This is a genomic window from Amycolatopsis tucumanensis, from assembly GCF_021654135.1.
GTDB lineage: Bacteria > Actinomycetota > Actinomycetes > Mycobacteriales > Pseudonocardiaceae > Amycolatopsis_E > Amycolatopsis_E tucumanensis.
This window is the reverse complement of record NZ_JAKGSD010000028.1, coordinates 44,378-66,090: the sequence shown is the minus strand read 5'-3', so window position 1 is coordinate 66,090 and position 21,713 is coordinate 44,378. Positions and strand designations below refer to the sequence as shown.

At 69.9% G+C, this 21,713-nt stretch carries 22 protein-coding genes and 3 tRNA genes; 19 read left to right on the top strand and 6 right to left on the bottom strand.

Translation table 11 applies throughout. From position 1 onward, the window contains the following. Positions 1-434: 434 nt before the first annotated feature. Both L2C96_RS25610 and L2C96_RS25605 read right to left on the bottom strand, forming a co-directional pair. Positions 435-1,079, bottom strand: coding sequence for a response regulator transcription factor (locus tag L2C96_RS25610; RefSeq protein ID WP_237338069.1), 645 nt, complete (start codon positions 1,077-1,079; stop codon positions 435-437). Beyond that, the gene (locus tag L2C96_RS25605; protein ID WP_237338088.1) at positions 1,070-2,191 is read right to left on the bottom strand and encodes a sensor histidine kinase; all 1,122 of its coding nucleotides are present in this window, start codon (positions 2,189-2,191) and stop codon (positions 1,070-1,072) included. The genes L2C96_RS25610 and L2C96_RS25605 overlap by 10 nt, the downstream gene beginning before the upstream one ends. A 116-nt stretch (positions 2,192-2,307) precedes the next feature. On the opposite strand from L2C96_RS25605, the gene L2C96_RS25600 reads away from it, so the two are divergent. Continuing rightward, positions 2,308-2,946, top strand: coding sequence for a DedA family protein (locus L2C96_RS25600; protein WP_237338068.1), 639 nt, complete (start codon positions 2,308-2,310; stop codon positions 2,944-2,946). Positions 2,947-2,998: 52 nt separating this feature from the next. On the opposite strand, the gene lon is transcribed toward L2C96_RS25600, so the two are convergent. Next, on the bottom strand, positions 2,999-5,410 hold the full coding sequence (lon, locus tag L2C96_RS25595; protein WP_237338067.1) for an endopeptidase La: 2,412 nt from the start codon (positions 5,408-5,410) through the stop codon (positions 2,999-3,001). A 534-nt stretch (positions 5,411-5,944) separates the two neighbouring features. Between lon and L2C96_RS25590 the strand changes: the two genes are divergently transcribed. From L2C96_RS25590 to L2C96_RS25555, 8 genes are all read left to right on the top strand, one after another. After that, complete coding sequence (locus tag L2C96_RS25590) at positions 5,945-8,569, top strand: putative bifunctional diguanylate cyclase/phosphodiesterase (RefSeq protein WP_020417533.1); 2,625 nt, start codon at positions 5,945-5,947, stop codon at positions 8,567-8,569. A gap of 77 nt (positions 8,570-8,646) precedes the next feature. Continuing rightward, positions 8,647-8,719: transfer RNA gene (locus L2C96_RS25585), tRNA-Thr, on the top strand. A 52-nt stretch (positions 8,720-8,771) separates the two neighbouring features. Then, a tRNA-Met gene (locus tag L2C96_RS25580) sits at positions 8,772-8,844 on the top strand. A gap of 177 nt (positions 8,845-9,021) precedes the next feature. Then, entirely contained in the window at positions 9,022-9,186 is a 165-nt protein-coding gene (gene rpmG / locus L2C96_RS25575; protein ID WP_005453176.1) for a 50S ribosomal protein L33, read from the top strand. A 345-nt stretch (positions 9,187-9,531) separates the two neighbouring features. Beyond that, positions 9,532-9,981 (top strand): MaoC family dehydratase N-terminal domain-containing protein, encoded by a 450-nt coding sequence (locus tag L2C96_RS25570; RefSeq protein ID WP_237338066.1) that lies wholly within the window; start codon positions 9,532-9,534, stop codon positions 9,979-9,981. Then, a complete protein-coding gene (locus L2C96_RS25565; RefSeq protein ID WP_237338065.1) occupies positions 9,981-10,376 on the top strand; it encodes a MaoC family dehydratase in 396 nt (131 codons plus the stop codon). Before L2C96_RS25570 ends, L2C96_RS25565 begins: the two co-directional genes overlap by 1 nt. A 29-nt stretch (positions 10,377-10,405) precedes the next feature. Beyond that, a complete protein-coding gene (locus L2C96_RS25560; protein WP_020417536.1) occupies positions 10,406-10,633 on the top strand; it encodes a ribbon-helix-helix domain-containing protein in 228 nt (75 codons plus the stop codon). Next, positions 10,633-10,932, top strand: coding sequence for a type II toxin-antitoxin system PemK/MazF family toxin (locus L2C96_RS25555; protein WP_020417537.1), 300 nt, complete (start codon positions 10,633-10,635; stop codon positions 10,930-10,932). The genes L2C96_RS25560 and L2C96_RS25555 overlap by 1 nt, the downstream gene beginning before the upstream one ends. 296 nt (positions 10,933-11,228) lie before the next feature. On the opposite strand, the gene L2C96_RS25550 is transcribed toward L2C96_RS25555, so the two are convergent. Continuing rightward, on the bottom strand, positions 11,229-12,134 hold the full coding sequence (locus L2C96_RS25550) for an SGNH/GDSL hydrolase family protein (RefSeq protein WP_020417538.1): 906 nt from the start codon (positions 12,132-12,134) through the stop codon (positions 11,229-11,231). A 76-nt stretch (positions 12,135-12,210) separates the two neighbouring features. Continuing rightward, positions 12,211-13,437, bottom strand: a complete 1,227-nt coding sequence (locus L2C96_RS25545; protein WP_020417539.1) for a pyridoxal phosphate-dependent aminotransferase — start codon at positions 13,435-13,437, stop codon at positions 12,211-12,213. 178 nt (positions 13,438-13,615) lie between these two features. Between L2C96_RS25545 and L2C96_RS25540 the strand changes: the two genes are divergently transcribed. From L2C96_RS25540 to rplA, 5 genes are all read left to right on the top strand, one after another. After that, positions 13,616-13,688: transfer RNA gene (locus tag L2C96_RS25540), tRNA-Trp, on the top strand. A gap of 27 nt (positions 13,689-13,715) precedes the next feature. Further along, a complete protein-coding gene (gene secE / locus L2C96_RS25535) occupies positions 13,716-14,165 on the top strand; it encodes a preprotein translocase subunit SecE (protein ID WP_020417540.1) in 450 nt (149 codons plus the stop codon). A 55-nt stretch (positions 14,166-14,220) separates the two neighbouring features. Then, positions 14,221-15,051: a transcription termination/antitermination protein NusG gene (gene nusG / locus L2C96_RS25530; protein WP_020417541.1), complete on the top strand. Its 831-nt coding sequence runs from the start codon at positions 14,221-14,223 to the stop codon at positions 15,049-15,051. A 77-nt stretch (positions 15,052-15,128) separates the two neighbouring features. Then, positions 15,129-15,560 carry a 50S ribosomal protein L11 gene (gene rplK / locus L2C96_RS25525; RefSeq protein WP_017986580.1) on the top strand — a complete coding sequence of 144 codons (432 nt, stop codon included), beginning with the start codon at positions 15,129-15,131 and terminating at the stop codon, positions 15,558-15,560. Positions 15,561-15,739: 179 nt separating this feature from the next. Beyond that, positions 15,740-16,459, top strand: a complete 720-nt coding sequence (gene rplA, locus L2C96_RS25520) for a 50S ribosomal protein L1 (RefSeq protein WP_020417543.1) — start codon at positions 15,740-15,742, stop codon at positions 16,457-16,459. Between the two features lie 50 nt (positions 16,460-16,509). Here rplA and L2C96_RS25515 read toward each other — a convergent pair whose 3' ends face one another. Beyond that, on the bottom strand, positions 16,510-17,358 hold the full coding sequence (locus L2C96_RS25515) for a hypothetical protein (protein ID WP_020417544.1): 849 nt from the start codon (positions 17,356-17,358) through the stop codon (positions 16,510-16,512). Positions 17,359-17,740: 382 nt separating this feature from the next. Here L2C96_RS25515 and rplJ point away from each other — a divergent pair, with 382 nt between their 5' ends. The 5 genes from rplJ to L2C96_RS25490 all read left to right on the top strand — a co-directional run bounded on the left by rplJ (position 17,741) and on the right by L2C96_RS25490 (position 21,711). Beyond that, positions 17,741-18,277, top strand: a complete 537-nt coding sequence (gene rplJ / locus L2C96_RS25510; protein WP_017986583.1) for a 50S ribosomal protein L10 — start codon at positions 17,741-17,743, stop codon at positions 18,275-18,277. Positions 18,278-18,322: 45 nt separating this feature from the next. Beyond that, positions 18,323-18,715: a 50S ribosomal protein L7/L12 gene (gene rplL / locus L2C96_RS25505; RefSeq protein WP_017986584.1), complete on the top strand. Its 393-nt coding sequence runs from the start codon at positions 18,323-18,325 to the stop codon at positions 18,713-18,715. Between the two features lie 187 nt (positions 18,716-18,902). Continuing rightward, positions 18,903-20,078, top strand: a complete 1,176-nt coding sequence (locus L2C96_RS25500) for an ABC transporter ATP-binding protein (protein ID WP_237338064.1) — start codon at positions 18,903-18,905, stop codon at positions 20,076-20,078. Next, the gene (locus L2C96_RS25495; protein ID WP_017986586.1) at positions 20,075-20,869 is read left to right on the top strand and encodes an MlaE family ABC transporter permease; all 795 of its coding nucleotides are present in this window, start codon (positions 20,075-20,077) and stop codon (positions 20,867-20,869) included. The genes L2C96_RS25500 and L2C96_RS25495 overlap by 4 nt, the downstream gene beginning before the upstream one ends. Positions 20,870-20,871: 2 nt before the next feature. Continuing rightward, positions 20,872-21,711, top strand: coding sequence for an MlaE family ABC transporter permease (locus tag L2C96_RS25490; RefSeq protein WP_020417547.1), 840 nt, complete (start codon positions 20,872-20,874; stop codon positions 21,709-21,711). Positions 21,712-21,713: the final 2 nt, after the last annotated feature.

Genomic DNA, 21,713 nt, shown 5'->3' with positions numbered 1-21,713 from the left:
CGCCCGGAAACGCACCGCGCGAAGCCATCCGTCACCCGACGAGTCGCACCGCCCGCCCGCCCGAGCGTCGTCCGGCAGCGCCCGGAAACCCACCGCGCGAAGCCACCCGTCACCCCATGAGTCGCACCGCGCACCCGCGCGAGCGTCATCCGGCAGCGCCCGGAAACCCACCGCGCGAAGCCACCCGTCACCCCCACCCAACAGCCACCCGGCAACCCCACGCACCAACCCCTCCGAGCCACCCCCCTCCCGCAACCCGATCCCCAGCCAAATCGGTTGCCGAGCCACCGGGTCAAGCCACGCTTTCCCGGCTTGACGCGGTGTCTCGGCAACCGAACACTGAAAGATCGGGTTCGGAAGGGGCAGATCCGGGCGTAGCGAAGCGAAGCCGGCGCTTCCAGCCGCGCGCAGCGCAGATACGCGCGTAGCGCCCCCTAAGAGCCCAGATACCGCAAAACAGCCAGCACCCGCCGGCTGTACCCGGAGGTATGACTCAACCGCAGCTTGTCGAAGATCGCGTTCACGTGCTTCTCCACCGCGGACTGCGACACGTACAGCTCGGCCGCGATGCCGGCGTTCGTGTGCCCCTCGGCCATCTTCGCCAGCACCTCGCGTTCCCGGGCGGTCAGCGTCGCGAGCGGGTCGGCGTGCGTGGTGCGCGCCAGCAGCCGCCGGACGACCTCGGGGTCGAACGCCGCCCCGCCGGACCCGACCCGCTCCAGCGCGTCGAGGAACTCGCCGACCTGCATCACCCGGTCCTTGAGCAGGTACCCGACCCGCCCGCCGTCGTCGGTGATCAGTTCCGTCGCGTACCGCTTCTCCACGTACTGCGACAGCACCAGCACCCCGACGTCCGGCCAGCGCCGCCGGATCTCCAGCGCCGCCCGCAGGCCCTCGTCGGTGTGGTCGGGCGGCATCCGGATGTCCGTCACCACCACGTCCGGCTGCTCCCGGGACACCTCGTCGAGCAGCTCCGTCGCGTTGCCGACCGCGGCGAGCACCTCGTGGCCCTCCTCGGCGAGCAGCCGGATCAGGCCTTCCCGCAGCAACGTCGAATCCTCGGCCAGGATCACGCGCACGGCAGCTCCGCCCGCACGACCGTCGGCCCGCCGGCCGGACTGTCCACAGTGAATACGCCATCGGCCGCGCCGACCCGCCTGGCCAAGCCGGACAGCCCGTTGCCCGCGACCCGAGCGCCGCCGACGCCGTCGTCGGTGATCGTCACGCCGACCATCCTGCCCGTCCGCGCCACCGCGATCTCGATGCGGCTCGCCGCCGCGTGCTTGATCGCGTTCGTCACCGCCTCCGACGCCACGAAGTACGCCACCGTCTCGGTCGCCGGATCCAACCGCTCCTCCAGCGTGTACGAGAGCGCGACCGGCAGGCTCGACCGCTCGGCCAGCGCCTCCAGCGCCGTGCCCAGCCCGCCTTCGTCCAGCGCGATCGGGTACACGCGCCACGCCACGTCCCGCAGTTCCTGTAGCGCCAGCTGCGTCTCCTCGTGCGCCTGCCGCAGCAGCGCCTCCGCCCGCTCCGGGTCCTTCGCGCGGCGGGCGCGGCCGAGCAGCATGCCCAGCGACACGATCCGCTGCTGCACCCCGTCGTGGATGTCGCGTTCGATCCGCCGCCGCTCGTCGTTCACCGCCTCGACGACCTCGGCGCGGCTGTGAGTCAGCGCGTCGACCCGCCGCTGCAACCGTTCCTGCTTGGTGGGACCGAAGAAGTGGTGCGCCAGCGTGCGTTCCAGCGCGCCGACCCCGATGAGCCCCTGCACCGCGAGGAACACCAGCAACGCGCCCATCAGCAGCAGCCCGGGCACGTCGTACCAGTCCTGGTCGTCGCCGAGCGGCTGCCCGCTCACCAGCCGCCACACCGTGATCACGGCCGTCGCCAGGCCGAGCCCGATCAACGCGAAGACCCCCGCGCCGAGGCCACCCGCGACGCTGCGGGACGCCAGGTACCGCAGCGCCCGCGAGTCGCGGTAGTCGTCCGAGGTGGGGTAGTCGAGGTAGCGCCGCAGCCGCGACCGTTCCCGCTCGGCGAACCAGCGCGTGGCCCGGAACACGGCGGGGCGCGCGGCGGGCACGGCGAGGGCGAGGGTCGCGAAGACGACGAAGGCCACCTCGGCGAAGGCGCTCAGCGCGCCGAGCGCCAGCCCCGCCGTCACCCGCATCGCGCGGCGCAGGTCCACTGTGGGCACAACCCGAGGTTAGCGGGGTTCCGGCAGGCCGGTACTGAGGTTTTCCGCAGGATGATCGGGTGCCGCGCCCCATGTTTGGACGCCGCCCGAAAACCTAGCTTCGAAGTATGGATCTCCAACTCGCACAGGCCGAACCGCTCGGGGGACTCGCCGGCTGGGCCGTCTCGCTCATGGAATCGCTCGGCGGACCGGGCGCGGCCATCATCGTCGGCCTGGACAACCTCTTCCCGCCCATCCCGAGCGAGCTGGTGCTGCCGCTCGCCGGGTTCTCCGCGGGCCAGGGCACGTTCAGCCTGCTCGAAGCGCTGGCCTGGACCACCTTCGGCTCGGTGGCCGGCGCCGTCGTCGTCTACTGGCTGGGCGCGCTGCTCGGCCGCGACCGGACCCGCGCGCTGCTGCTGCGCATCCCGCTGGTCAAGGCCTCCGACTTCGACCGCACCGAGGCGTGGTTCGCCAAGCACGGCACGAAGGCGGTGTTCTTCGGCCGGATGGTGCCGATCTTCCGCAGCCTGATCTCACTGCCCGCCGGGATCGAGCGGATGCCGTTCGGCCGGTTCCTCGTGCTCACCACGCTGGGCAGCTTGATCTGGAACACGATCTTCGTCGTCGCCGGCTACCTGCTCGGCGCGAACTGGCACGTGGTGGACCGCTACGCCGGCTTCTTCCAGTACGCGGTGATCGGCGCCGTCGCGATCGCGCTCGCCGTGTTCGTCATCACCCGGCTGCGTGACCGCGTCCGGACGTGAACACGGAGCCGCCCTCCCTGGGGGCAGGGGAGGGCGGCTCCGCTCGGGGGCGTCAGGCGGCCTGGGCCACGGGGGTGGTGGCCGGCGCCAGCGCCAGGTCGAGGACCTCACGGACGTTCGACACCGGGTGCACGTCGAGCTGGGCCAGCACGTCCGCGGGGACGTCGTCGAGGTCCGGCTCGTTGCGCTGCGGGATAATCACGGTCTTGATCCCGGCCCGGTGCGCGGCCAGCAGCTTCTGCTTGACCCCGCCGATCGGCAGGACGCGGCCGGTCAGCGACACCTCGCCGGTCATCGCCACGTCGGACCGCACCACGCGGCCGGACAGCAGCGACGCCAGCGCCGTGGTCATCGTGATCCCGGCGCTCGGGCCGTCCTTCGGCACCGCGCCCGCTGGGACGTGGACGTGCACGCCCCGGTCCTTCAGGTCGCCAACCGGGAGTTCCAGCTCGGCGCCGCGGGACCGCAGGTAGGACAGCGCGATCTGCACCGACTCCTTCATCACGTCACCCAGCTGCCCGGTGACCGTGAGCCCGGAGCTGCCCGACTCGGGATCGGCCAGCGACGCCTCGATGTAGAGGACGTCCCCGCCCGCGCCCGTGACGGCCAGGCCGGTCGCCACGCCCGGGGTCGCGGTCCGCTGCGTCGACGCGGGCAGCGCCGACTCCGGCAGGTGCCGCGGACGGCCGAGGTAGCCCTCCAGATCCGCCGCGTCGACGGTCACCGGCAGCGTCGCCTCGTCCAGCGCGACCCTGGTCGCGATCTTGCGCAGCACCTTCGCGATGGTCCGGTTCGCGTTGCGCACGCCCGCCTCGCGGGTGTACTCGGCGGCGATCCGGCTCAGCGCCGCGTCGGTGAACCGCACGTCGTCCCGGCCCAGGCCGGCCCGCTCCAGCTCACGCGGCAGCAGGTGGTCGCGGCCGATGACGACCTTCTCGTGCTCGGTGTAGCCGTCCAGCGTCACCAGCTCCATCCGGTCCAGCAGCGGGCCGGGGATGGTCTCCAGCGCGTTGGCCGTGGCGAGGAACACCACGTCCGACAGGTCCAGCTCCACCTCGAGGTAGTGGTCGCGGAACGTGTGGTTCTGCTCGGGGTCGAGGACCTCCAGCAGCGCCGCGGTCGGGTCGCCGCGGTAGTCGGCGCCCACCTTGTCCACCTCGTCCAGCAGCACGACCGGGTTCATCGAGCCGGCCTCCTTGATGGCGCGGACGATGCGGCCGGGCAGCGCGCCGACGTAGGTGCGCCGGTGGCCGCGGATCTCCGCCTCGTCCCGGACACCGCCGAGCGCGACGCGGACGAACTTCCGGCCCATCGCCTTCGCGACCGACTCGCCGAGCGAGGTCTTGCCCACACCGGGAGGGCCGACCAGCGCCAGCACGGCTCCGGAGTGACGGCCGCCCACCTGCCCCTGGCCGGTCTCGGCGCGACGGGCGCGCACGGCCAGGTACTCGATGATGCGTTCCTTCACGTCGTCCAGGCCCGCGTGGTCGGCGTCGAGCACCGCTCGCGCCGCGGCGATGTCGTGGACGTCGGTGGTCCGGTCGTTCCAGGGGATTTCCAGGACGGTGTCCAGCCAGGTGCGGATCCAGCCGCCCTCCGGCGAGGCGTCGGAGGTGCGCTCCAGCTTGTCCACCTCGGCCAGCGCGGCCGTGCGGACGTGCTCGGGCAGGTCGGCCTGCTCCACGCGGGCGCGGTAGTCGTCCTGGTCGGCGGTGCCGTCGAGCTCACCGAGCTCCTTGCGGATCGCCTCCAGCTGGCGGCGCAGCAGGAACTCCTTCTGCTGCTTCTCCATGCCCTCGGCGACGTCCTTGCGGATGGTGTCGGTCACCTCGAGCTCGGCCAGGTACTCCCGGCTCCACTCCAGCGCCTTCTCCAGCCGCGCCGCGACGTCGAGCGTGGCCAGCAGCTCCAGCTTCTGGTCGGTGCTCAGGAACGGCGAGTTGCCCGCGAGGTCGGCGACCGCGGACGGGTTCTCGACCTGCTGCACCGCGTCGATCATCTGCCAGCCGCCGCGCTGCTGGAGGATCGAGATCACGACGGTCTTGTACTCGGCGGCCAGCGCGCGCGCCTGCTCGCCGACGACTTCGGCGACCGGCTCGGCGTACACCCAGCGGGCGGCGCCGGGGCCGTCGCCGTTCTCGCCGACGCGGGCGCGCCGGGTGGCGCGCAGCAGGACGGCGGCCTTGCCACCGGGGATCCGGCCGACGCGCTCGATGGTCGCGACGGCGCCCAGCTCGGCGTACTCCCCGTGCACCCGCGGGACGATCAGGACTTCGGCCTGCGTGGACGGCAGCGACCGGATGCCCGGGAACGACGGCGTGCTCGGCACTCGTGACGTTCCGCTCTGCGCGGAGTCGACCGCGGCGCGAGTTTCGGCGTCGTCGAGCTCGAGCGGGACGATCATGCCGGGCAGCACGACGTCGTCGTCGAGGGGCAGTACGGGGAGGAGCCTGGTGTCGGTCATCTTGTTGCTCCCTACCTGGTTGAGTCTGCCTAGCTCAACTTTCTGGCGGCCGGGTTTGTTTCCGCAGGTAGTTCGCTTGGAGCGGACGGCTTCCGGGAATAAACCGGGGCACGTCCGGCAGCGGTTCCAGGTGCCGGGACTGAGATGATCGTCGCATTGCCGGGAACGTTTTCCCGGGTGTAACCGGGGAAACCACGCTCAGTCATCGCTTCCGGTAATCCCGATCTCGATTGAATCGCGATCAATGCGGAGGAGTGCAGCGCGACGGCTCGCGGGGAACTCGTCGTAGCCGGGCGTGACGCTTAACGCCGACTACCGGGAGCGATCGCCGGAAAGATCTCGCTCACCCGTAAGTCTCCGCTGGTCACCGTAGTTGGCACGTTGTTAACTATGGGGTGATGTCATGGCGGCCGGAAAGAGGCTGAAGTACGCCCTCCGGGGTACAGTGATCCCCTCATTCGCACCGAGATCACCGTCTCGTGCGCGAGTGGGTGCAGGCGTGCGCGCTGGGGCGAATGGGTGGAAGGAGGTTGCATGCCGGACTCCGATGGCAGGCCCGACGGCCCCATCCCGGCGGCAGCCGCCGGTTCTGGTGGTGCCGAGGCGCGGGCGGACGAGCGCCGCTTCCGGGTCTACACGCTGACCGTGTTCTCCGTCGGCGTGCTGACCGCCGCCGCCGTGTCGCTGTGGCTGCCGTTCCACGGCTCGGCGAAGCTGTGGTGGATCGGCCCGGTGCTGGCCCTGTCGTTCCTGCTCGCCGAGCAGCTCGGCATCAACGTCGACGTCCGGTCCGGCATCTCCTGGACCATCTCGTTCACCGAGATCCCGCTGGTCATCGGCTTCTTCGTGGCGCCGTTCGAAGTGGTGCTCGCGGCGCACCTGGTCGCCGGGATCAGCACGCTCGTGGTCCGCCGCGTCTCCGGGCGCGTGCTCTACAACGCAGGCGCGTTCCTGCTGGAGATCACCAGCGCGTTCGCCGTGGCCGGCCTGGTCGAGCGGATCATGGGCACCACCGAGATGACGTGGCCTGCCGCCCTCGCCGGCACCCTGACCGCGCCGCTGACCAGCACGCTGCTGGCGCTGGCCGCCGTCCGGGTGCTGCGCCGCCGGATGCGGATCGGCACCGCGCTGCGGCTCACCGGCCGCATCCTGGTCGTCGGGTTCGTCAACGCCTCGGTCGGCCTGAGCGGCTACCTGGTGATCGCCGGCACGGCCAACGCGTGGCCGCTGGTGCTCGCCGTCTTCGCCGGGCTGTCCGCGCTCTACTGGGCCTACTCCGACCTGCTGCGCGAGCAGCGGGACATGGAAGCGCTCTCCGACGTCAGCCTGATGGTCGCGCGCTCCGGCCAGCAGGCCGCCGCGCGCCCGGCCAGCGGCGCCGACGACCTCGCCGCAGGCGTGAACGTCAGCGAGTGGGAGACCATCGCCGAGCGGATCAAGGACCAGCTCTCCGCGGGTCGCGTGGTGCTGCGGCTGCGCCTGGAGCCGACCGCGGACATGCGCGCGGTCGTCGCGGGGGAGCCGATGCCGTCGGCCGAACTGCCCGCCGACGACCCGATGCTGCGGCTGCCCGGCTCGCACGTGCGGCACTTCCGCATCACCGAGGCCAACAGCGACATCGCGGGCGGACTGCTCAACCGCGGCGCGCAGGAGGCGCTGGTGGTGCCGCTGCGCAGCGCGAACCAGTTGCTCGGCGTGGTCGAGGCGCACGACCGGCTGTCCCGCTGGCGCGGCTTCGGCAAGTACGACGTCCAGCTGCTCGGCACCATGGCCAGCCACCTGGCGACCGCGCTGGACAACCGCCGCCTGCTCGCCACCCTGCGCCACGACGCCTACCACGACCCGCTCACCGGCCTGCTGAACCGGCCCGGCTTCCGGCAGGTCGCGCGCGAGCCGCTGGCCGAGCACAGCGCCTCCGCCGACGCCGCGGTGCTGCGCATCGACCTGGACGTGTTCTCCGCGGTCAGCGACGCGCTGGGCTACGCGTGGGCGGACCGGATGGTGGTCGCCGCCGGCCGCCGCCTGCGTGACGCGCTCGGCCCGGACGTGCCGCTGGCCCGCCTGGAGGGCGCGTCGTTCGCGGCGCTGCTCACCGGCGTGCGTGGCCAGGGGGTGCACGAAGCGGCCGAGCGGCTGCGCTCGCAGCTGTCCGTGCCGTACCCGGTCGACCGGCTGACGGTCGAGGCGAACGCGATGGTCGGCTACGCCTCCACGGCCGACGACGACACCCTCGACCCGGGCGACGTGGACGCGCTGCTGCAGCGGGCCGACGTCGCCGTGCGGGCCACCCGCGGCGGCGAGGAGGTCCGCGGGTACGTGCCCAGCATGGGCCAGATCTTCCTGCGCCGGTTCCAGATGGTCACCCAGTTCCGGCAGGCCATCGAGGAGGGCCAGGTCAGCGTCCACTACCAGCCGAAGGTGTCGCTGCCGAGCAAGCAGGTCCTCGGCGTGGAGGCGCTGGTGCGCTGGCAGCACCCCGAGTTCGGCCGGCTCGACCCGGACGAGTTCGTGCCCGCGGTCGAGGCCGCCGGCCTGGTCGGCGTGCTGACCGGGTTCGTGCTGGAGCAGTCCCTGATCCGGGTCCGCAAGTGGATGGACGAGGGGCTGCGGATCTCCGTCGCGGTCAACCTGTCGGTGCGCAACCTGGCCGACGAGGACTTCCCGGCGAAGGTCGTGGAGGCGCTGCGGAAGTTCGACGTGCCGCCCGAGCTGCTCACGTTCGAGCTGACCGAGTCCGGCGTGATGGCCGATCCGCAGAAGGCGCTGCCGATCCTGCGCGAGCTGCACGCGCACGGCATCGTGCTGGCGGTCGACGACTTCGGCACCGGCTACTCGTCGCTGGCCTACCTGCGGCAGCTGCCGGTGGACGAGGTCAAGATCGACAAGAGCTTCGTCCTCGGCATGGGCACGGACCTCGGCGACCTGGCGGTCGTCCGGTCGATCGTCGAGCTCGGCCACTCGCTGGGCCTCGCGGTCGTCGCGGAGGGCGTCGAGGAGGACGTCGCGCGGGACCAGCTGGAGGCGATGGGCTGCGACGTCGCCCAGGGCTACCTGATCTCTCGCCCGCTGGCCGAGGACCGCCTGGAGGCCTGGTTGCAGGCCCGGACGGCCCGGTCGGTGGGGCGCAAGATGGAGACGGTGCTGACGCTCCTGACGTAAAAGGGACCCCCCCTGCGCGACCTCTCCGGCGGACGATGTAATCTCTTCGAGGCTTCAACGTTCAGACGTTGGAACTCGCCCCAATAGCTCAGTCGGCAGAGCGTCTCCATGGTAAGGAGAAGGTCTACGGTTCGATTCCGTATTGGGGCTCGGTGGTCAGCAGGCCGCTCCGCTTCGGCGGGGGAGCCTGAAGGCCGGTCAAGGCGGTGTAGCTCAGTCGGTAGAGCAAGCGGCTCATAATCGCTGTGTCGCCGGTTCAAGTCCGGCCACCGCTACGCGGATGGGCGAGCTATGCTCACAGACTGCGTGAGCCGAGTCCGCTTCGCCATTGCACCGGGGGTCGGACCCCCGGACCCCCGCCAGGGGGCTAGCCCCCTGGACCCCCACGCCGGGCGACTTGAGATCTTAAGTCGCCTTTGTGGGGGGTTCGTTGTGTAGAGAAAGGCTTTGCTGTGGCTGCCACCGACGTGCGACCGAAGATCACGCTGGCGTGCGAGGTCTGCAAGCACCGCAACTACATCACCAAGAAGAACCGGCGCAACGACCCGGATCGCCTGGAGATGAAGAAGTTCTGCCCGAACTGCGGTACGCACCGGGTTCACAAGGAAACCCGCTGACGCCAGCACCCCAGGTTTCGACGAAGGCCGCTCCGGTTCGCCGGAGCGGCCTTCGTGCTTTCCGGGGCCCGGCCAGGTAGAGCCCGCCGGACAGCATCACGGCGCCGAAGATCGCGTGCCCCAGCGCCGTCGGCCCGGCGGCAGCGCCGGGTCAGCCAGCTCGACCTCGCGCTGCTCGCGGGTCCTCGACCGGGCTGCTGCGCCAGGTCCAGATCACCGGCGAAGCGGGACTGCGGTCCCTCCGCGAGGAGGTCAGCGGCTGTCCCCTGCCCGACGGCGCGGGGCCGTCACGCACCGGCAACCCGACGGCGCTGTCCACGCTCGCCGGGTGGGTAGGCTGCTCGGGTGCCTTTGGACCCCTCGTTCGTCGGGCGGACGTACCCGCCGGACTCAACCTACGAAGTCGGCCGCGAGAAGATCCGCGAGTTCGCCACCGCGATCGGTGACGCCAACCCGCTCTACACGGACCCGGAGGCGGCCCGCGCGGTCGGCTACCCGGACGTCATCGCGCCGCCCACTTTCCTCACGGTGATCAACCTCGACGCGATCAACGCCATCGCGAACGACCCGGAGCTGGGGCTGGACTACAGCCGGATGGTGCACGGCGACCAGGCCTTCGGCTACACGCGCCCGGTGCACGCCGGCGACCGGCTCCGCATCACCACGACGGTCGAGGACATCATGGCCAGGGCTGGCAACGACTTCCTGACCGTGCGCGGCGAGGTCGTCGACGCCGACGGTCAGCTCGTGTGCACGACGCGCGCGCAGCTCGTCGTGCGGGGAGAGGGGGCCTGATGACGTACGAGAAGGGCACCGAGCTGCCGCCGCTGCAGGTGCACGTCACACGCGACCAGCTGGTCCGGTACGCGGGCGCGTCGCTGGACTTCAACCCGATCCACTGGAACGAGCGGTTCGCCAAGGAGGTCGGGCTCCCGGACGTGATCGCGCACGGGATGCTGACGATGGCGCTGGGCGGCCGGCTCGTCACGGACTGGCTCGGCGACCCGGGCAAGCTGGTCGAGTACAGCGTCCGCTTCACCAGGCCCGTCGTGGTCTCGCCGGAGGGCGCGGACGTCGAGTTCACCGGCAAGGTCGCGGAGGTCCGCGAGGACGGCACCGCCCGCGTGGACATCACGGCCAAGTTCGACGGCAAGACGGTGCTCGGGAAGGCCCAGGCCGTCGTCCGCTGACGTGCATCCCAAACTGGTACCGTAGTGGTATGACGAAGCAGATCGCCGTTCGTCTCCCCGACGACCTGGTGTCCTTCATCGACCACGTGGTGGAGGAGGGCGGCGCCGCGAGCCGTGCCGAGCTGGTGTTCCGCGCCTTGGAGCGGGAGCGCCGGCGCCTGCTCGCGGAGCGCGACATCGCCCTGCTGACGGGCGGCGTGCCGGACGATCTCGCCGGGATCGAGGAGCACGCCGCCCCGCTGGACGACCTGGACTGATGCGCCCGATCCACCTCGCCCGGCTCGACAAGGTCCGGCCGGTGCTGGTGCTGACCCGCGAGCTGGTCCGCCCGCACCTGACCCGCGTCACGATCGCCCCCGTGACGAGCACGATCCGCGGCCTGTCCACCGAGGTGCGGGTCGGCAGCCGCAACGGCCTGGACCACGAAAGCGTCGTCAGCTGCGACAACATCCAGACGATCCGCAAGTCGGCGCTGGGCAAGCAGATCGGCCGCCTGATGCCCGACCAGGAGCGCGAGCTGACGGAAGCGATCCGCCTGGCCTTCGACCTCGACTGAGGCCCGCAGCGCGGCGCCTGAACACGGTAGCTGGGTGGTCATCCCGTCGCCTGCCACCGGAACGATCACTTTGAGCCAGGCCCGCAACCCAGGCCGCCAGCGCGCGGCCGGCAACGCGCCCTTGCGGGCCTGGCTCAAAGTGATAAGCACAAACCGCAGACGACGGGATGACCACCCAGCCACCCACCCAAGGTGAGACGAGGCACCGCTAGGTCGTCCCGGAGCCTGCCCGTCCGGCGAGGACAATCTTTTGATCTTTGAAGCCGCACTCAGGCACACGAGCCGCCGCAGCCGCGTCAATCCACCAGATCCAGCACCACGTCCGCCATCCCACGCTCCCCGACCGCGTTGGGATGCAGCTCCATCGCCGGCGAGGACGGCACCACGTCTTCGACCCACTTGACCCGCGCCTTGGCGCACATGTCCTTCCCCTTGGACGGCGTCGCCGTGTCCGCGTACCCGGCCTGGCCCGCCTTCGCCTCCGCGGCCAGCATCGAGTTCAGCCGGGCGAGCGAGGTCCGCAGGTAGGCCACGTCCTCGGGCCCGATGGGCAGGAACGGCCAGCACCCGTTGCCGTCCGGCAGCGCCGTCGGGTAGCCCACCACGATCACCTGCGCCCGCGGCGCCCGCTCGTGGATCGCGGCCAGCGCGGCCCGCACCTTCGGCGCCGTCGCCTCGATCCGCTCCGCCAGCTGGTCCCGCCCGCCCGCGGTCAGCCGCGGCTTGCACAGCGACACCGTGCGGTTCGTCGTGAGGCAGTCGCGGGCGAGGCTCACCAACCCGATGTCGTTGCCGCCGATTCCGAGCGTCACCAGCGTCGTGTCCGGGGTGACCGCGTCCAGCTGCGGCGGGTTCACCCCGTCCGGCGTGGTCTGCGGCTCCGACAGGTGCTGCGTCGTCGCCCCGCCGCAGCTCACGTCGGCGAACGACACCGGCCGCAGCTCGGCGGCGACGAGGTGCGGGTAGTTGTTGTCCGACCGCCCGCAGCCCGGCGGCGTGCCGGCCGGCGCTCCCGTCCGCGGCGCCGACGTGTAGGAGTCGCCCAGCGCGACGTACCGGCCGGTGCCGGGGCCGATCACCGAACCAGGGGGCTTCGGTGGCGCGGTGGACTCGCCGCGGTCGCTGCGCCAGTACACGACACCGGCGATCGCCGCCCCGACGAGCGCGGCCACCACCACCCCGATCAGCACCTTCTTCCCCACCCGCTACGGCTACCCCGAAAACGCCGAAGCGCCACTTCCGGCATGCGGAAGTGGCGCTTCGGTTGACTCGATCGGGTTACTTCGCCTCGGACAGCAGGGCGGCGATCCGCTCCACGCCCTCCACGAGGTCCGACTCGGCCAGCGCGTAGGAGAACCGGAAGTAGCCCGGCGTGCCGAACGCCTCGCCCGGCACCGCGGCCACGTCGGCCTCGCGCAGCATCAGGTCGGCCAGCTCCAGCGTGTCGGCCGGCTTCTCGCCGCGGATCTCCTTGCCGAGGAGCTCCTTGAACGACGGGTACGCGTAGAACGCGCCCTCCGGGGTCGGGCAGGTGACGCCCGGGATGTCCGACAGCAGCGAGACGATCTTCTTGCGGCGGGCGTCGAACGCGGCGCGCATCTCGGCGACCACGTCCAGCGGCCCCGCGACGGCGGCCAGCGCGGCCCGCTGTGCGACGTTCGACACGTTGCCGCACAGGTGCGACTGGTAGCTCGTCGCGGCCTTGATCACGTCCTTGGGGCCGGCGATCCAGCCGACGCGCCAGCCGGTCATCGAGTAGGTCTTGGCGACGCCGTTGAGCACCAGGGTCCGGTCGGCCAGCTCGGGCACCACGACCGGCATCGAGTGGTTCTGCACGCCGTCGTAGGTCAGGTGCTCGTAGATCTCGTCGGTGATCACCCAGATGCCGTGCTCGAGGGCCCACTTGCCGATGGCCTCGATCTGCTCGCGGCTGTAGACCGCGCCGGTCGGGTTGGACGGCGAGTTGAACAGCAGCACCTTGGTGCGGTCGGTGCGCGCGGCCTCCAGCTGCTCGACGGTGACCCGGTATCCGGTCGACTCGTCGGCCGTGACCTGCACCGGCACACCGCCGGCGAGCTTGATCGACTCGGGGTAGGTGGTCCAGTACGGCGCGAGCAGCAGGACCTCGTCGCCCGGGTCGCACAGCGTGGCGAAGGCGGAGTAGACGGCCTGCTTGCCGCCGTTGGTGACCAGGACCTGGCTGGGCTCGATGGCGAAGCCGGTGTCGCGCAGGGTCTTCGCCGCGATGGCCTCCTTCAGCTCGGGCAGGCCGCCGGCCGCGGTGTAACCGTGGTTGGCCCGGTCGTGGACGGCCTTCGCGGCCGCCTCCACGACGTAGTCGGGGGTGGGGAAGTCCGGCTGCCCCGCACCGAAGCCGATCACCGGGCGGCCCTGCGCCTTCAGCTCCTTCGCCTTCGCGTCCACGGCGAGGGTGGCCGACGGCGTGATGCCGGCGATCCGGGCCGAAATGCGGGAGCTGGCGGTGACGGTTGCGGGTGCGCTCATGGCCTTCATGTTCGCACGTCGCGTGTGTCGAGGAGCACGCGGGAGCCGTTCTGCGCCCCTCGGTTGCGGGCCCCTTCCGGGCTTGCCGTAGACTTCCGAACTTGGAACGTCCGGCGCCTGACCCCGCAGGGCATGCGGGGAGGGTCAAGGGCGTCCAGCGAGCGGCTGGATTGCTCGAAGGGGTGTAGCTCAATTGGCAGAGCAGCGGTCTCCAAAACCGCAGGTTGCAGGTTCAAGTCCTGTCACCCCTGCGTCGATGTAGGTGCCTTAGCGGAGGAGTGGTCGTGAGCGACAACGACGCCGGCGGCAAGGGCCAGGAGCAGGAGCCCAAGCGGGCTGCGCGTCCGGTCACGGCTGCGGCGCGGCGCGAACGTCGCGCCTCCGCGCGCCCTGCCGGCAAGGCGGCCAAGGACGGCGACAAGGCGCGTCCGTCGGGCAAGGCTTCGGCCGCTAGCCCGGTCACCGACGGCAAGGCCAAGGCGGGCGAGGTCAAGAAGGGTCGCGCGACCCCGAAGCGGACTCGCAAGGACAAGAAGCCGTCGCTGTTCGCGAGGCTGGTGCGGTTCATCCGCGAGGTGTGGGCCGAGCTGCGCAAGGTCATCTGGCCGACGCGCAAGCAGATGGTCACCTACACCACGGTCGTGCTGGTCTTCGTGGCCTTCATGGTCGCGCTGGTCTCGTTGCTGGACTTCGCGTTCCGCAAGGGCGTGTTCTGGCTGTTCGGCTGAGCGCGTCCCGCGGGCCGGCACGGACACGACAAGCGATCAAGTGAGAGGACGGAACGTGACCTCCGAGAACGGCGTCGCAGCCGGCGACGAGTACGACGAGCCGGTCGAGGCGGTGGCTGAGGACGAGGCCGTCGAGTCCGACCAGGACGCCGACGGCGCGGTCGCCGAACTCGACGCCGAGCCGGAAGAGGCCGCGGCCGACGACGAGCAGGCGGGCGACGAGGTGGCCGAGCCGGCCGCCGAGGCCGCGCCCGCCGAGGACGACGACGAGGACCCGGTCGAGAAGCTGCGCAAGGAGCTGCGCTCGCTCCCGGGCGACTGGTACGTCGTGCACTCCTACGCCGGGTACGAGAACAAGGTCAAGAACAACCTCGAGACCCGTACCCAGACGCTGGACGTCGAGGACTACATCTTCCAGATCGAGGTCCCGACCGAAGAGGTCACGCAGATCAAGAACGGCCAGCGCAAGGTGGTGCAGCAGAAGGTGCTGCCCGGCTACATCCTGGTCCGGATGGAGCTGAACGACGCCTCGTGGAGCGCGGTGCGCAACACGCCGGGTGTCACCGGGTTCGTCGGCGCGACCTCGAAGCCGTCGCCGCTGAGCATCGACGACGTGCTGAAGTTCCTGGCCCCGAAGGTCGAAAAGCCCGCCCCGGCGAAGGCCAAGGGCGAGGCCGCCTCGGCGGAGGCCGCGCTGGGCGCGCCCGCGGTCGAGGTCGACTTCGAGGTGGGCGAGTCGGTCACCGTCATGGACGGCCCGTTCGCGACGCTGCCCGCGACGATCAGCGAGGTCAACGCGGACGCGCAGAAGTTGAAGGTCCTGGTTTCGATCTTCGGCCGCGAGACGCCGGTCGAGCTGTCGTTCAACCAGGTCTCCAAGATCTGACGACCCAGTACACTGGATCGTTGGCCCTCGCGCGCAGGCAGGCGCGCGGGGTACTCGGTACTGAATAGGAACTAGGAATGCCACCCAAGAAGAAGAAGCTTGCAGCGATCATCAAGCTGCAGATTCAGGCGGGTGCCGCGAACCCGGCTCCGCCGGTCGGCCCCGCGCTGGGTCAGCACGGCGTCAACATCATGGAGTTCTGCAAGGCCTACAACGCCGCGACCGAGTCGCAGCGCGGCAACGTGGTGCCGGTCGAGATCTCCGTGTACGAAGACCGGTCGTTCGACTTCAAGCTGAAGACGCCGCCGGCCGCTCGGCTGCTGCTGAAGGCCGCTGGCATCGACAAGGGTTCGGCCGAGCCGCACAAGACCAAGGTCGCCAAGGTGACCTGGGACCAGGTGCGCGAGATCGCCGAGACCAAGAAGTCGGACCTGAACGCCAACGACATCGAGCAGGCGGCGAAGATCATCGCCGGCACCGCCCGGTCGATGGGCATCACGGTCGAGTAGGTTCCGCACCGCGACTGCCAACGACATCGAGCAGGCGGCACAGTGCTGGTCAAAAGCAGCATCGCCGGCACCGCCCGGTCGATGGGCATCACGGTCGAGTAAATCCGGTTTTCCCGGATGTGGGAGAGCCAGGCGCTGGCTCGTACCACAACTGATCCACTTTCTAGCTAAGGACAGACATGGCAAAGCGCAGCAAGGCTTACCGCCAGACGGCTGAGCAGATCGACCGCGAGCGGCTCTACGCCCCGCTCGAGGCCGTCAAGCTGGCGAAGGAGCTCTCCAAGTCCAAGATGGACGAGACGGTCGAGGTCGCGATGCGCCTCGGCGTCGACCCCCGCAAGGCCGACCAGATGGTCCGCGGCACCGTGAACCTGCCGCACGGTACCGGTAAGACCGTCCGCGTCATCGCGTTCGCCGTCGGCGACAAGGCCGCGCAGGCCGAGGCCGCCGGTGCGGACGCCGTCGGCAGCGACGACCTGATCGAGCGAATCCAGGGTGGCTGGCTCGACTTCGACGCCGCTGTCGCGACGCCGGACCAGATGGCGAAGGTCGGGCGCATCGCCCGCATCCTGGGCCCGCGTGGCCTGATGCCGAACCCGAAGAGCGGCACCGTGACGCCCGACGTGGCGAAGGCGGTCACCGAGATCAAGGGCGGCAAGATCGACTTCCGCGTCGACAAGCAGGCCAACCTGCACCTGGTGATCGGCAAGTCGTCGTTCGACGTCGAGAAGCTGGTGGAGAACTACGCGGCCGCGCTGGACGAGATCCTGCGGGCGAAGCCGTCCGCCGCGAAGGGCCGCTACATCAAGAAGGTGGTCGTCTCGACCACCATGGGGCGCGGCATCCCGGTCGACCCCGCCCGGACGCGCAACCTCCTCGCCGAGGACGCGACCGTCTGACGGTAGTTTCGAGAGAAGGGCCCCGGCGCTGCTGCGCCGGGGCCCTTCTTCTATCGGCTGGTGGGAGTGACCGCCGTGCTCGGCGCGGGGCACACCGTGGGGCCCGGCTCGTGGCCCACGACGAGCCACTGGTTGGTGTTGACCTCCCTGACGACGAAGACACCGAGCGCCGGGCCGCCGGTGATCTCGTATTCGCAGGAGTCGATGCGCACCTCGGTGGCTCCCTGGGGAGGGGCGCCACCGAACGGCAGTGAACTGGCCCAGCTGATCCGGTTCGTCACCTGCTTGTAGATCTCGGCCGACGCCTGCTCACAGGTCGCGTACCCGAGGTCGTTCGCGAACTTCTGACGCACCTCCGGTGCGATCAGGCCGCAGGCGCGGTCCGGCAGGTTCTGACCGATCTGCTGGTAGATCTGGCGAGCCGCTTCGTACGGGTTGGCCGAGTAGAGCACGTTGGTGTGGTACGTGCCACCGCCGGTCTGGGCGGCGGGTAGATCCGGATCGTCCTCGGGGAAGAAGTGGTTGTACGCCAGCTTGCCGGCCACGATCAGGACGATCAGGAACAGCAGTGCGGACAGCAGCTTCCCCGCCAGCCGTTTCGCCCACTTCGGTGCCCTGATCTTCGGGCCGGGCTGGGGGAGAGGCTGGAGCTGGCCGTACGGCGGTGGCGGAACGGGCGGTCCACCGTGCCCAGGCTGTGTGGGCGGGCCGTACCCGGGCGCACTCTGCACCGGCGCGTGCGGGGCCGGGACGTTCTGCACCGGCGCGTTCTGCGTCGGCACCAGGTCTCCGTTGCTCTGCCGCTGCGCCTCGGTGTAGCGGAGGAAGTCCTGGAACTGCTGGAACTGCTGGAACTGCCGCAGCTGCTCCGGATCGAGCTGCGGCTGGGCCGGTTCCACGGCCGAGCCACCCGCCGGCGGCTCGCCGCTGGGGTCCCGGGAAGGCTCGTCGGGCTGTTGGCCTGGTCGCTGCTCCACCACGCGCCCATGATGCCTGCCACCGGGTGGCCGAGTCATCACGGACCGCGTAACCAGGGGGCCGGCAAGCCGCCCGCGCAGGCCAGGTACTATGGACGACGGTTCTACCGAAGACCGCTGGTTCTTCACGCCGTCAGGCGCGAAGCGAAGTGCCCCGGAACAAGGAGGGGCGGCCCGCGCAGGAAGAACGAGGCTGCACACCCCTGGTGTGCCACACGCCCCGTGCTTGCTGCGCGTGGGCGTTTTCTTCTTCCCGGGACTCCTCGCACAAGGCGGTCAAACCAGCCAAGAGAGGAGGCGACCCATGGCGAAGCCGGACAAGGTGGCGGCCGTCGCCGAGATCGCGGACCACTTCCGCAGCAGCTCGGCCACCGTCATCACCCAGTACAACGGCCTCTCCGTGTCCCAGCTCAGCGAGCTGCGCCGCGCTCTCGGCACCAGTGCCAAGTACCGGGTTGCGAAGAACACCCTCGTGCAGCGGGCCGCGGAAGAGGCCGGCATCGAGGGTCTCCAGGATCTCTTCGTCGGCCCGACCGCGATCGCCTTCGTGCAGGGTGAGCCGGTCGACGCCGCGAAGGCCCTGAAGAACTTCGCCAAGGACAACGCCGCCCTGGTCATCAAGGGCGGCTACATGGACGGCCGCCCGCTGTCCGTCGACGAGGTCAACCAGATCGCCGACCTCGACAGCCGCGAGGTTCTCCTCGCCAAGGCGGCAGGCGCGTTCAAGGCCAAGCTGTCCCAGGCCGCGGCTCTGTTCCAGGCCCCGGCGTCCCAGGTCGCCCGCCTTGCGCAGGCCCTCGCGGACAAGCAGCAGGGCGACGAGGCACCCGCCGAGAGCTGAAGTAACCACCCACCCCGTACCACCCGTTAGGAAAGGAACGCCATCATGGCGAAGCTGAGCACCGACGAACTGCTCGACGCGTTCAAGGAGCTGACCCTGCTGGAGCTCTCGGACTTCGTGAAGAAGTTCGAGGAGACCTTCGACGTCACCGCCGCCGCGCCGGTCGCCGTCGCGGCCGCCGCCCCGGGTGCCGCCGCTGCCGGTGCCCCGGCCGAGGAGGAGAAGGACGAGTTCGACGTCATCCTCGAGGGTGCCGGCGACAAGAAGATCCAGGTCATCAAGGTCGTCCGCGAGGTCGTCTCCGGCCTGGGCCTGAAGGAGGCCAAGGAGCTCGTCGAGGGCGCCCCGAAGCCGCTCCTGGAGAAGGTCGACAAGGACGCCGCCAACGCGGCCAAGGAGAAGCTCGAGGCTGCCGGCGCCAAGGTCAGCGTCAAGTAGTCGCGAATTCCGCATCTCGAAAAAGGCGGGTCACCCGGTGGGTGGCCCGCCTTTTTCTCTTCACCTGGATTGTGGCTTGAAAAACTCATGAGTAACCTGCTCGGGACTTGACTCGTTGCACCTTGTTGACGCCGGGCAGGCGTGTGCCAGGGTGTTGATCCACGGCGTCGGAGCTGCGGGAGGTTCGATGGGTGCCGAGGTGGTCATCGAGGGTCTGACCAAGTCCTTCGGGCGGCAGACCATTTGGCGGGACGTGACCTTGACACTGCCTCCGGGTGAGGTGTCGGTCATGCTGGGCCCGTCGGGCACCGGAAAGTCGGTGTTCCTGAAGTCCATGATCGGGCTGCTCAAGCCCGACCGGGGCAGCTGCATGATCAACGGTGTCGACATCGTGCGGTGCAGCGAGCACAAGCTGTACGAAACGCGAAAATTGTTCGGAGTGCTGTTCCAGGACGGCGCGCTGTTCGGTTCCATGAACCTCTACGACAACGTCGCGTTCCCGCTGCGCGAGCACACCAAGAAATCCGAGACCGAGATCCGCCGGATCGTCCTGGAAAAGCTCGAGATGACCGGTCTGGCCGGTGCCGAGAAGAAGCTGCCCGGCGAGATTTCCGGCGGTATGCGCAAGCGCGCCGGCCTGGCCCGCGCCCTGGTGCTGGACCCGGAGATCATCCTGGTCGACGAGCCGGACTCCGGTCTGGACCCGGTCCGCACCACCTACATCTCGCAGCTGTTCATTGACGTGAACGCGCAGATCGACGCGACGTTCCTGATCGTCACGCACAACATCAACCTGGCCCGCACCGTGCCGGACAACCTGGGCATGCTGTTCCGCAAGGAGCTGGTCATGTTCGGCCCCCGCGAGGTGCTGCTGACCAGCGAGGAGCCGGTCGTCAAGCAGTTCCTCAACGGCCGCATGGACGGCCCGATCGGCATGTCCGAGGAGAAGGACACCGCCCAGATGGCCGCCGAGCGCGCCATGTTCGAAGCCGGCCACCACGCGGGCGGTGTCGAGGACGTCACCGGCATCCCGGCGCAGATGCAGCCGACCCCGGGCGTGCCGACCCGGCAGGGCGCGATCCGCCGCAAGGACCGGGTCATGAAGATCCTGCACACGCTGCCGCCCGCCGCGCAGGAGGGGATCATCGAGTCCCTGTCCCCCGAGGAGCAGCGCCACTACGGCGTCACGCCGCGCCGCGCGGTGCACACCGGCAGCCGCCACGCCGCCCCGACCATGCCGCTGCCGACGCACCACCAGGGGCAGCTCTCCGACGAGGAAATCGCGCGCATGCCGCAGTCCGGGTGGCCCAGCAGAACCGAGACCACCGACCGGTTGCGTGGCCCGGGGGCCGGTGAGGCATGAGCTCGACGGCCTCCTCGGCCAAGGTTCCCGGGATCGGAATGCTGCGTGAGACCGGGAAGCTGTTCGCCCTCGGGCTGGACATCATCCGCGGGTTCTTCCAGCGGCCGTTCCAGTTGCGGGAGTTCATCCAGCAGTCGTGGTTCATCGCGAGCGTCACGATCCTGCCTACGGCCCTCGTCGCGATCCCGTTCGGCGCGGTCATCTCGCTGCAGTTCGGGTCCCTCGCGCGCCAGCTCGGCGCGCAGTCCTACACCGGCGCCGGCAGCGTGCTCGCCACCGTGCAGCAGGCCGCCCCGCTGGTGACCGCGCTGCTCGTCGCGGGCGCGGGCGGCAGCGCGATCTGCGCGGACATCGGCGCGCGCACCATCCGCGAGGAGATCGACGCGATGGAGGTGCTCGGCGTCTCCGCGGTGCAGCGGCTGATCGTGCCGCGGGTGCTCGCGTCGATGCTCGTCGCGCTGCTGCTCAACGGCATGGTCAGCGTCATCGGCGTGCTCGGCGGTTACTTCTTCAACGTGGTGCTGCAGGGCGGCACGCCGGGCGCGTACCTGGCGAGCTTCTCGGCGCTGGCGCAGCTGCCCGACCTGTGGGTCGGCGAGATCAAGGCGCTCATCTTCGGCTTCATCGCGGCCGTGGTCGCCGCCTACCGCGGGCTGAACCCCGCGGGCGGCCCGAAGGGCGTGGGTGACGCGGTGAACCAGTCCGTCGTCATCACGTTCCTGCTGCTCTTCGTCGTGAACTTCGTGATCACGCTCATCTACCTGCAGATCGTCCCCGGAAAGCTGAGCTGATCATGGCGAACATCGGTCAGACGGCGAAGCGGATCGCCCACCGTCCACTGGAGATCCTGGACAATTTCGGCGACCAGATGTCGTTCTACATCCGGGCGCTGGCGTGGACGCCACGCACGATCCGCCGCTACACCAAGGAAGTGCTGCGGCTGCTGGCCGAGGTCAGCTTCGGCTCGGGCTCGCTGGCGGTCATCGGCGGCACGGTCGGCGTGATGATCGGCCTCACCCTGTTCACCGGTGTCCTGGTCGGCCTCCAGGGCTACTCGGCCCTGAACTCGATCGGCACGTCGGCGTTCACCGGCTTCCTGACGGCGTTCTTCAACACCCGCGAGATCGCCCCGCTGGTCGCGGGCCTCGCGTTGTCGGCGACCGTCGGCGCCGGGTTCACCGCGCAGCTGGGCGCGATGCGGATCTCGGAGGAGATCGACGCGCTCGAGGTGATGGGCGTGCCGAGCCTGCCGTACCTGGTGACCACCCGGATCATCGCCGGGTTCGTCGCGGTCATCCCGCTGTACGTGATCGGCCTGCTGTCGTCGTACCTGGCGTCACGGCTGGTGGTCATCTACATCTACGGGCAGTCCGAAGGCACGTACGACCACTACTTCAACCTGTTCTTACCTCCCGAGGACGTCTTCTACTCGTTCATCAAGGTGCTGATATTCAGCGTCGTGATCATCCTGACCCACTGCTACTTCGGGTACCGCGCCTCCGGCGGCCCGGCGGGCGTGGGTGTGGCGGTGGGCCGCGCGGTGCGGCTGAGCATCGTCACGGTCGCCATCATCAACTTCTTCATCGGGTTCGCCATCTGGGGGACCTCGGTGACGGTCCGGATCGCGGGGTGACA

Excerpts from the sequence above, each read along its gene's own strand:
- L2C96_RS25600 (WP_237338068.1), top strand. The coding sequence starts at position 2,308 with ATGGATCTCCAACTCGCACAGGCCGAACCGCTCGGGGGACTCGCCGGC.
- lon (WP_237338067.1), bottom strand. The coding sequence starts at position 5,410 with ATGACCGACACCAGGCTCCTCCCCGTACTGCCCCTCGACGACGACGTC.
- L2C96_RS25590 (WP_020417533.1), top strand. The coding sequence starts at position 5,945 with ATGCCGGACTCCGATGGCAGGCCCGACGGCCCCATCCCGGCGGCAGCC.
- L2C96_RS25565 (WP_237338065.1), top strand. The coding sequence starts at position 9,981 with ATGACGTACGAGAAGGGCACCGAGCTGCCGCCGCTGCAGGTGCACGTC.
- L2C96_RS25560 (WP_020417536.1), top strand. The coding sequence starts at position 10,406 with ATGACGAAGCAGATCGCCGTTCGTCTCCCCGACGACCTGGTGTCCTTC.
- L2C96_RS25555 (WP_020417537.1), top strand. The coding sequence starts at position 10,633 with ATGCGCCCGATCCACCTCGCCCGGCTCGACAAGGTCCGGCCGGTGCTG.
- L2C96_RS25545 (WP_020417539.1), bottom strand. The coding sequence starts at position 13,437 with ATGAGCGCACCCGCAACCGTCACCGCCAGCTCCCGCATTTCGGCCCGG.
- rplK (WP_017986580.1), top strand. The coding sequence starts at position 15,129 with ATGCCACCCAAGAAGAAGAAGCTTGCAGCGATCATCAAGCTGCAGATT.
- rplA (WP_020417543.1), top strand. The coding sequence starts at position 15,740 with ATGGCAAAGCGCAGCAAGGCTTACCGCCAGACGGCTGAGCAGATCGAC.
- rplJ (WP_017986583.1), top strand. The coding sequence starts at position 17,741 with ATGGCGAAGCCGGACAAGGTGGCGGCCGTCGCCGAGATCGCGGACCAC.
- rplL (WP_017986584.1), top strand. The coding sequence starts at position 18,323 with ATGGCGAAGCTGAGCACCGACGAACTGCTCGACGCGTTCAAGGAGCTG.
- L2C96_RS25500 (WP_237338064.1), top strand. The coding sequence starts at position 18,903 with ATGGGTGCCGAGGTGGTCATCGAGGGTCTGACCAAGTCCTTCGGGCGG.
- L2C96_RS25495 (WP_017986586.1), top strand. The coding sequence starts at position 20,075 with ATGAGCTCGACGGCCTCCTCGGCCAAGGTTCCCGGGATCGGAATGCTG.
- L2C96_RS25490 (WP_020417547.1), top strand. The coding sequence starts at position 20,872 with ATGGCGAACATCGGTCAGACGGCGAAGCGGATCGCCCACCGTCCACTG.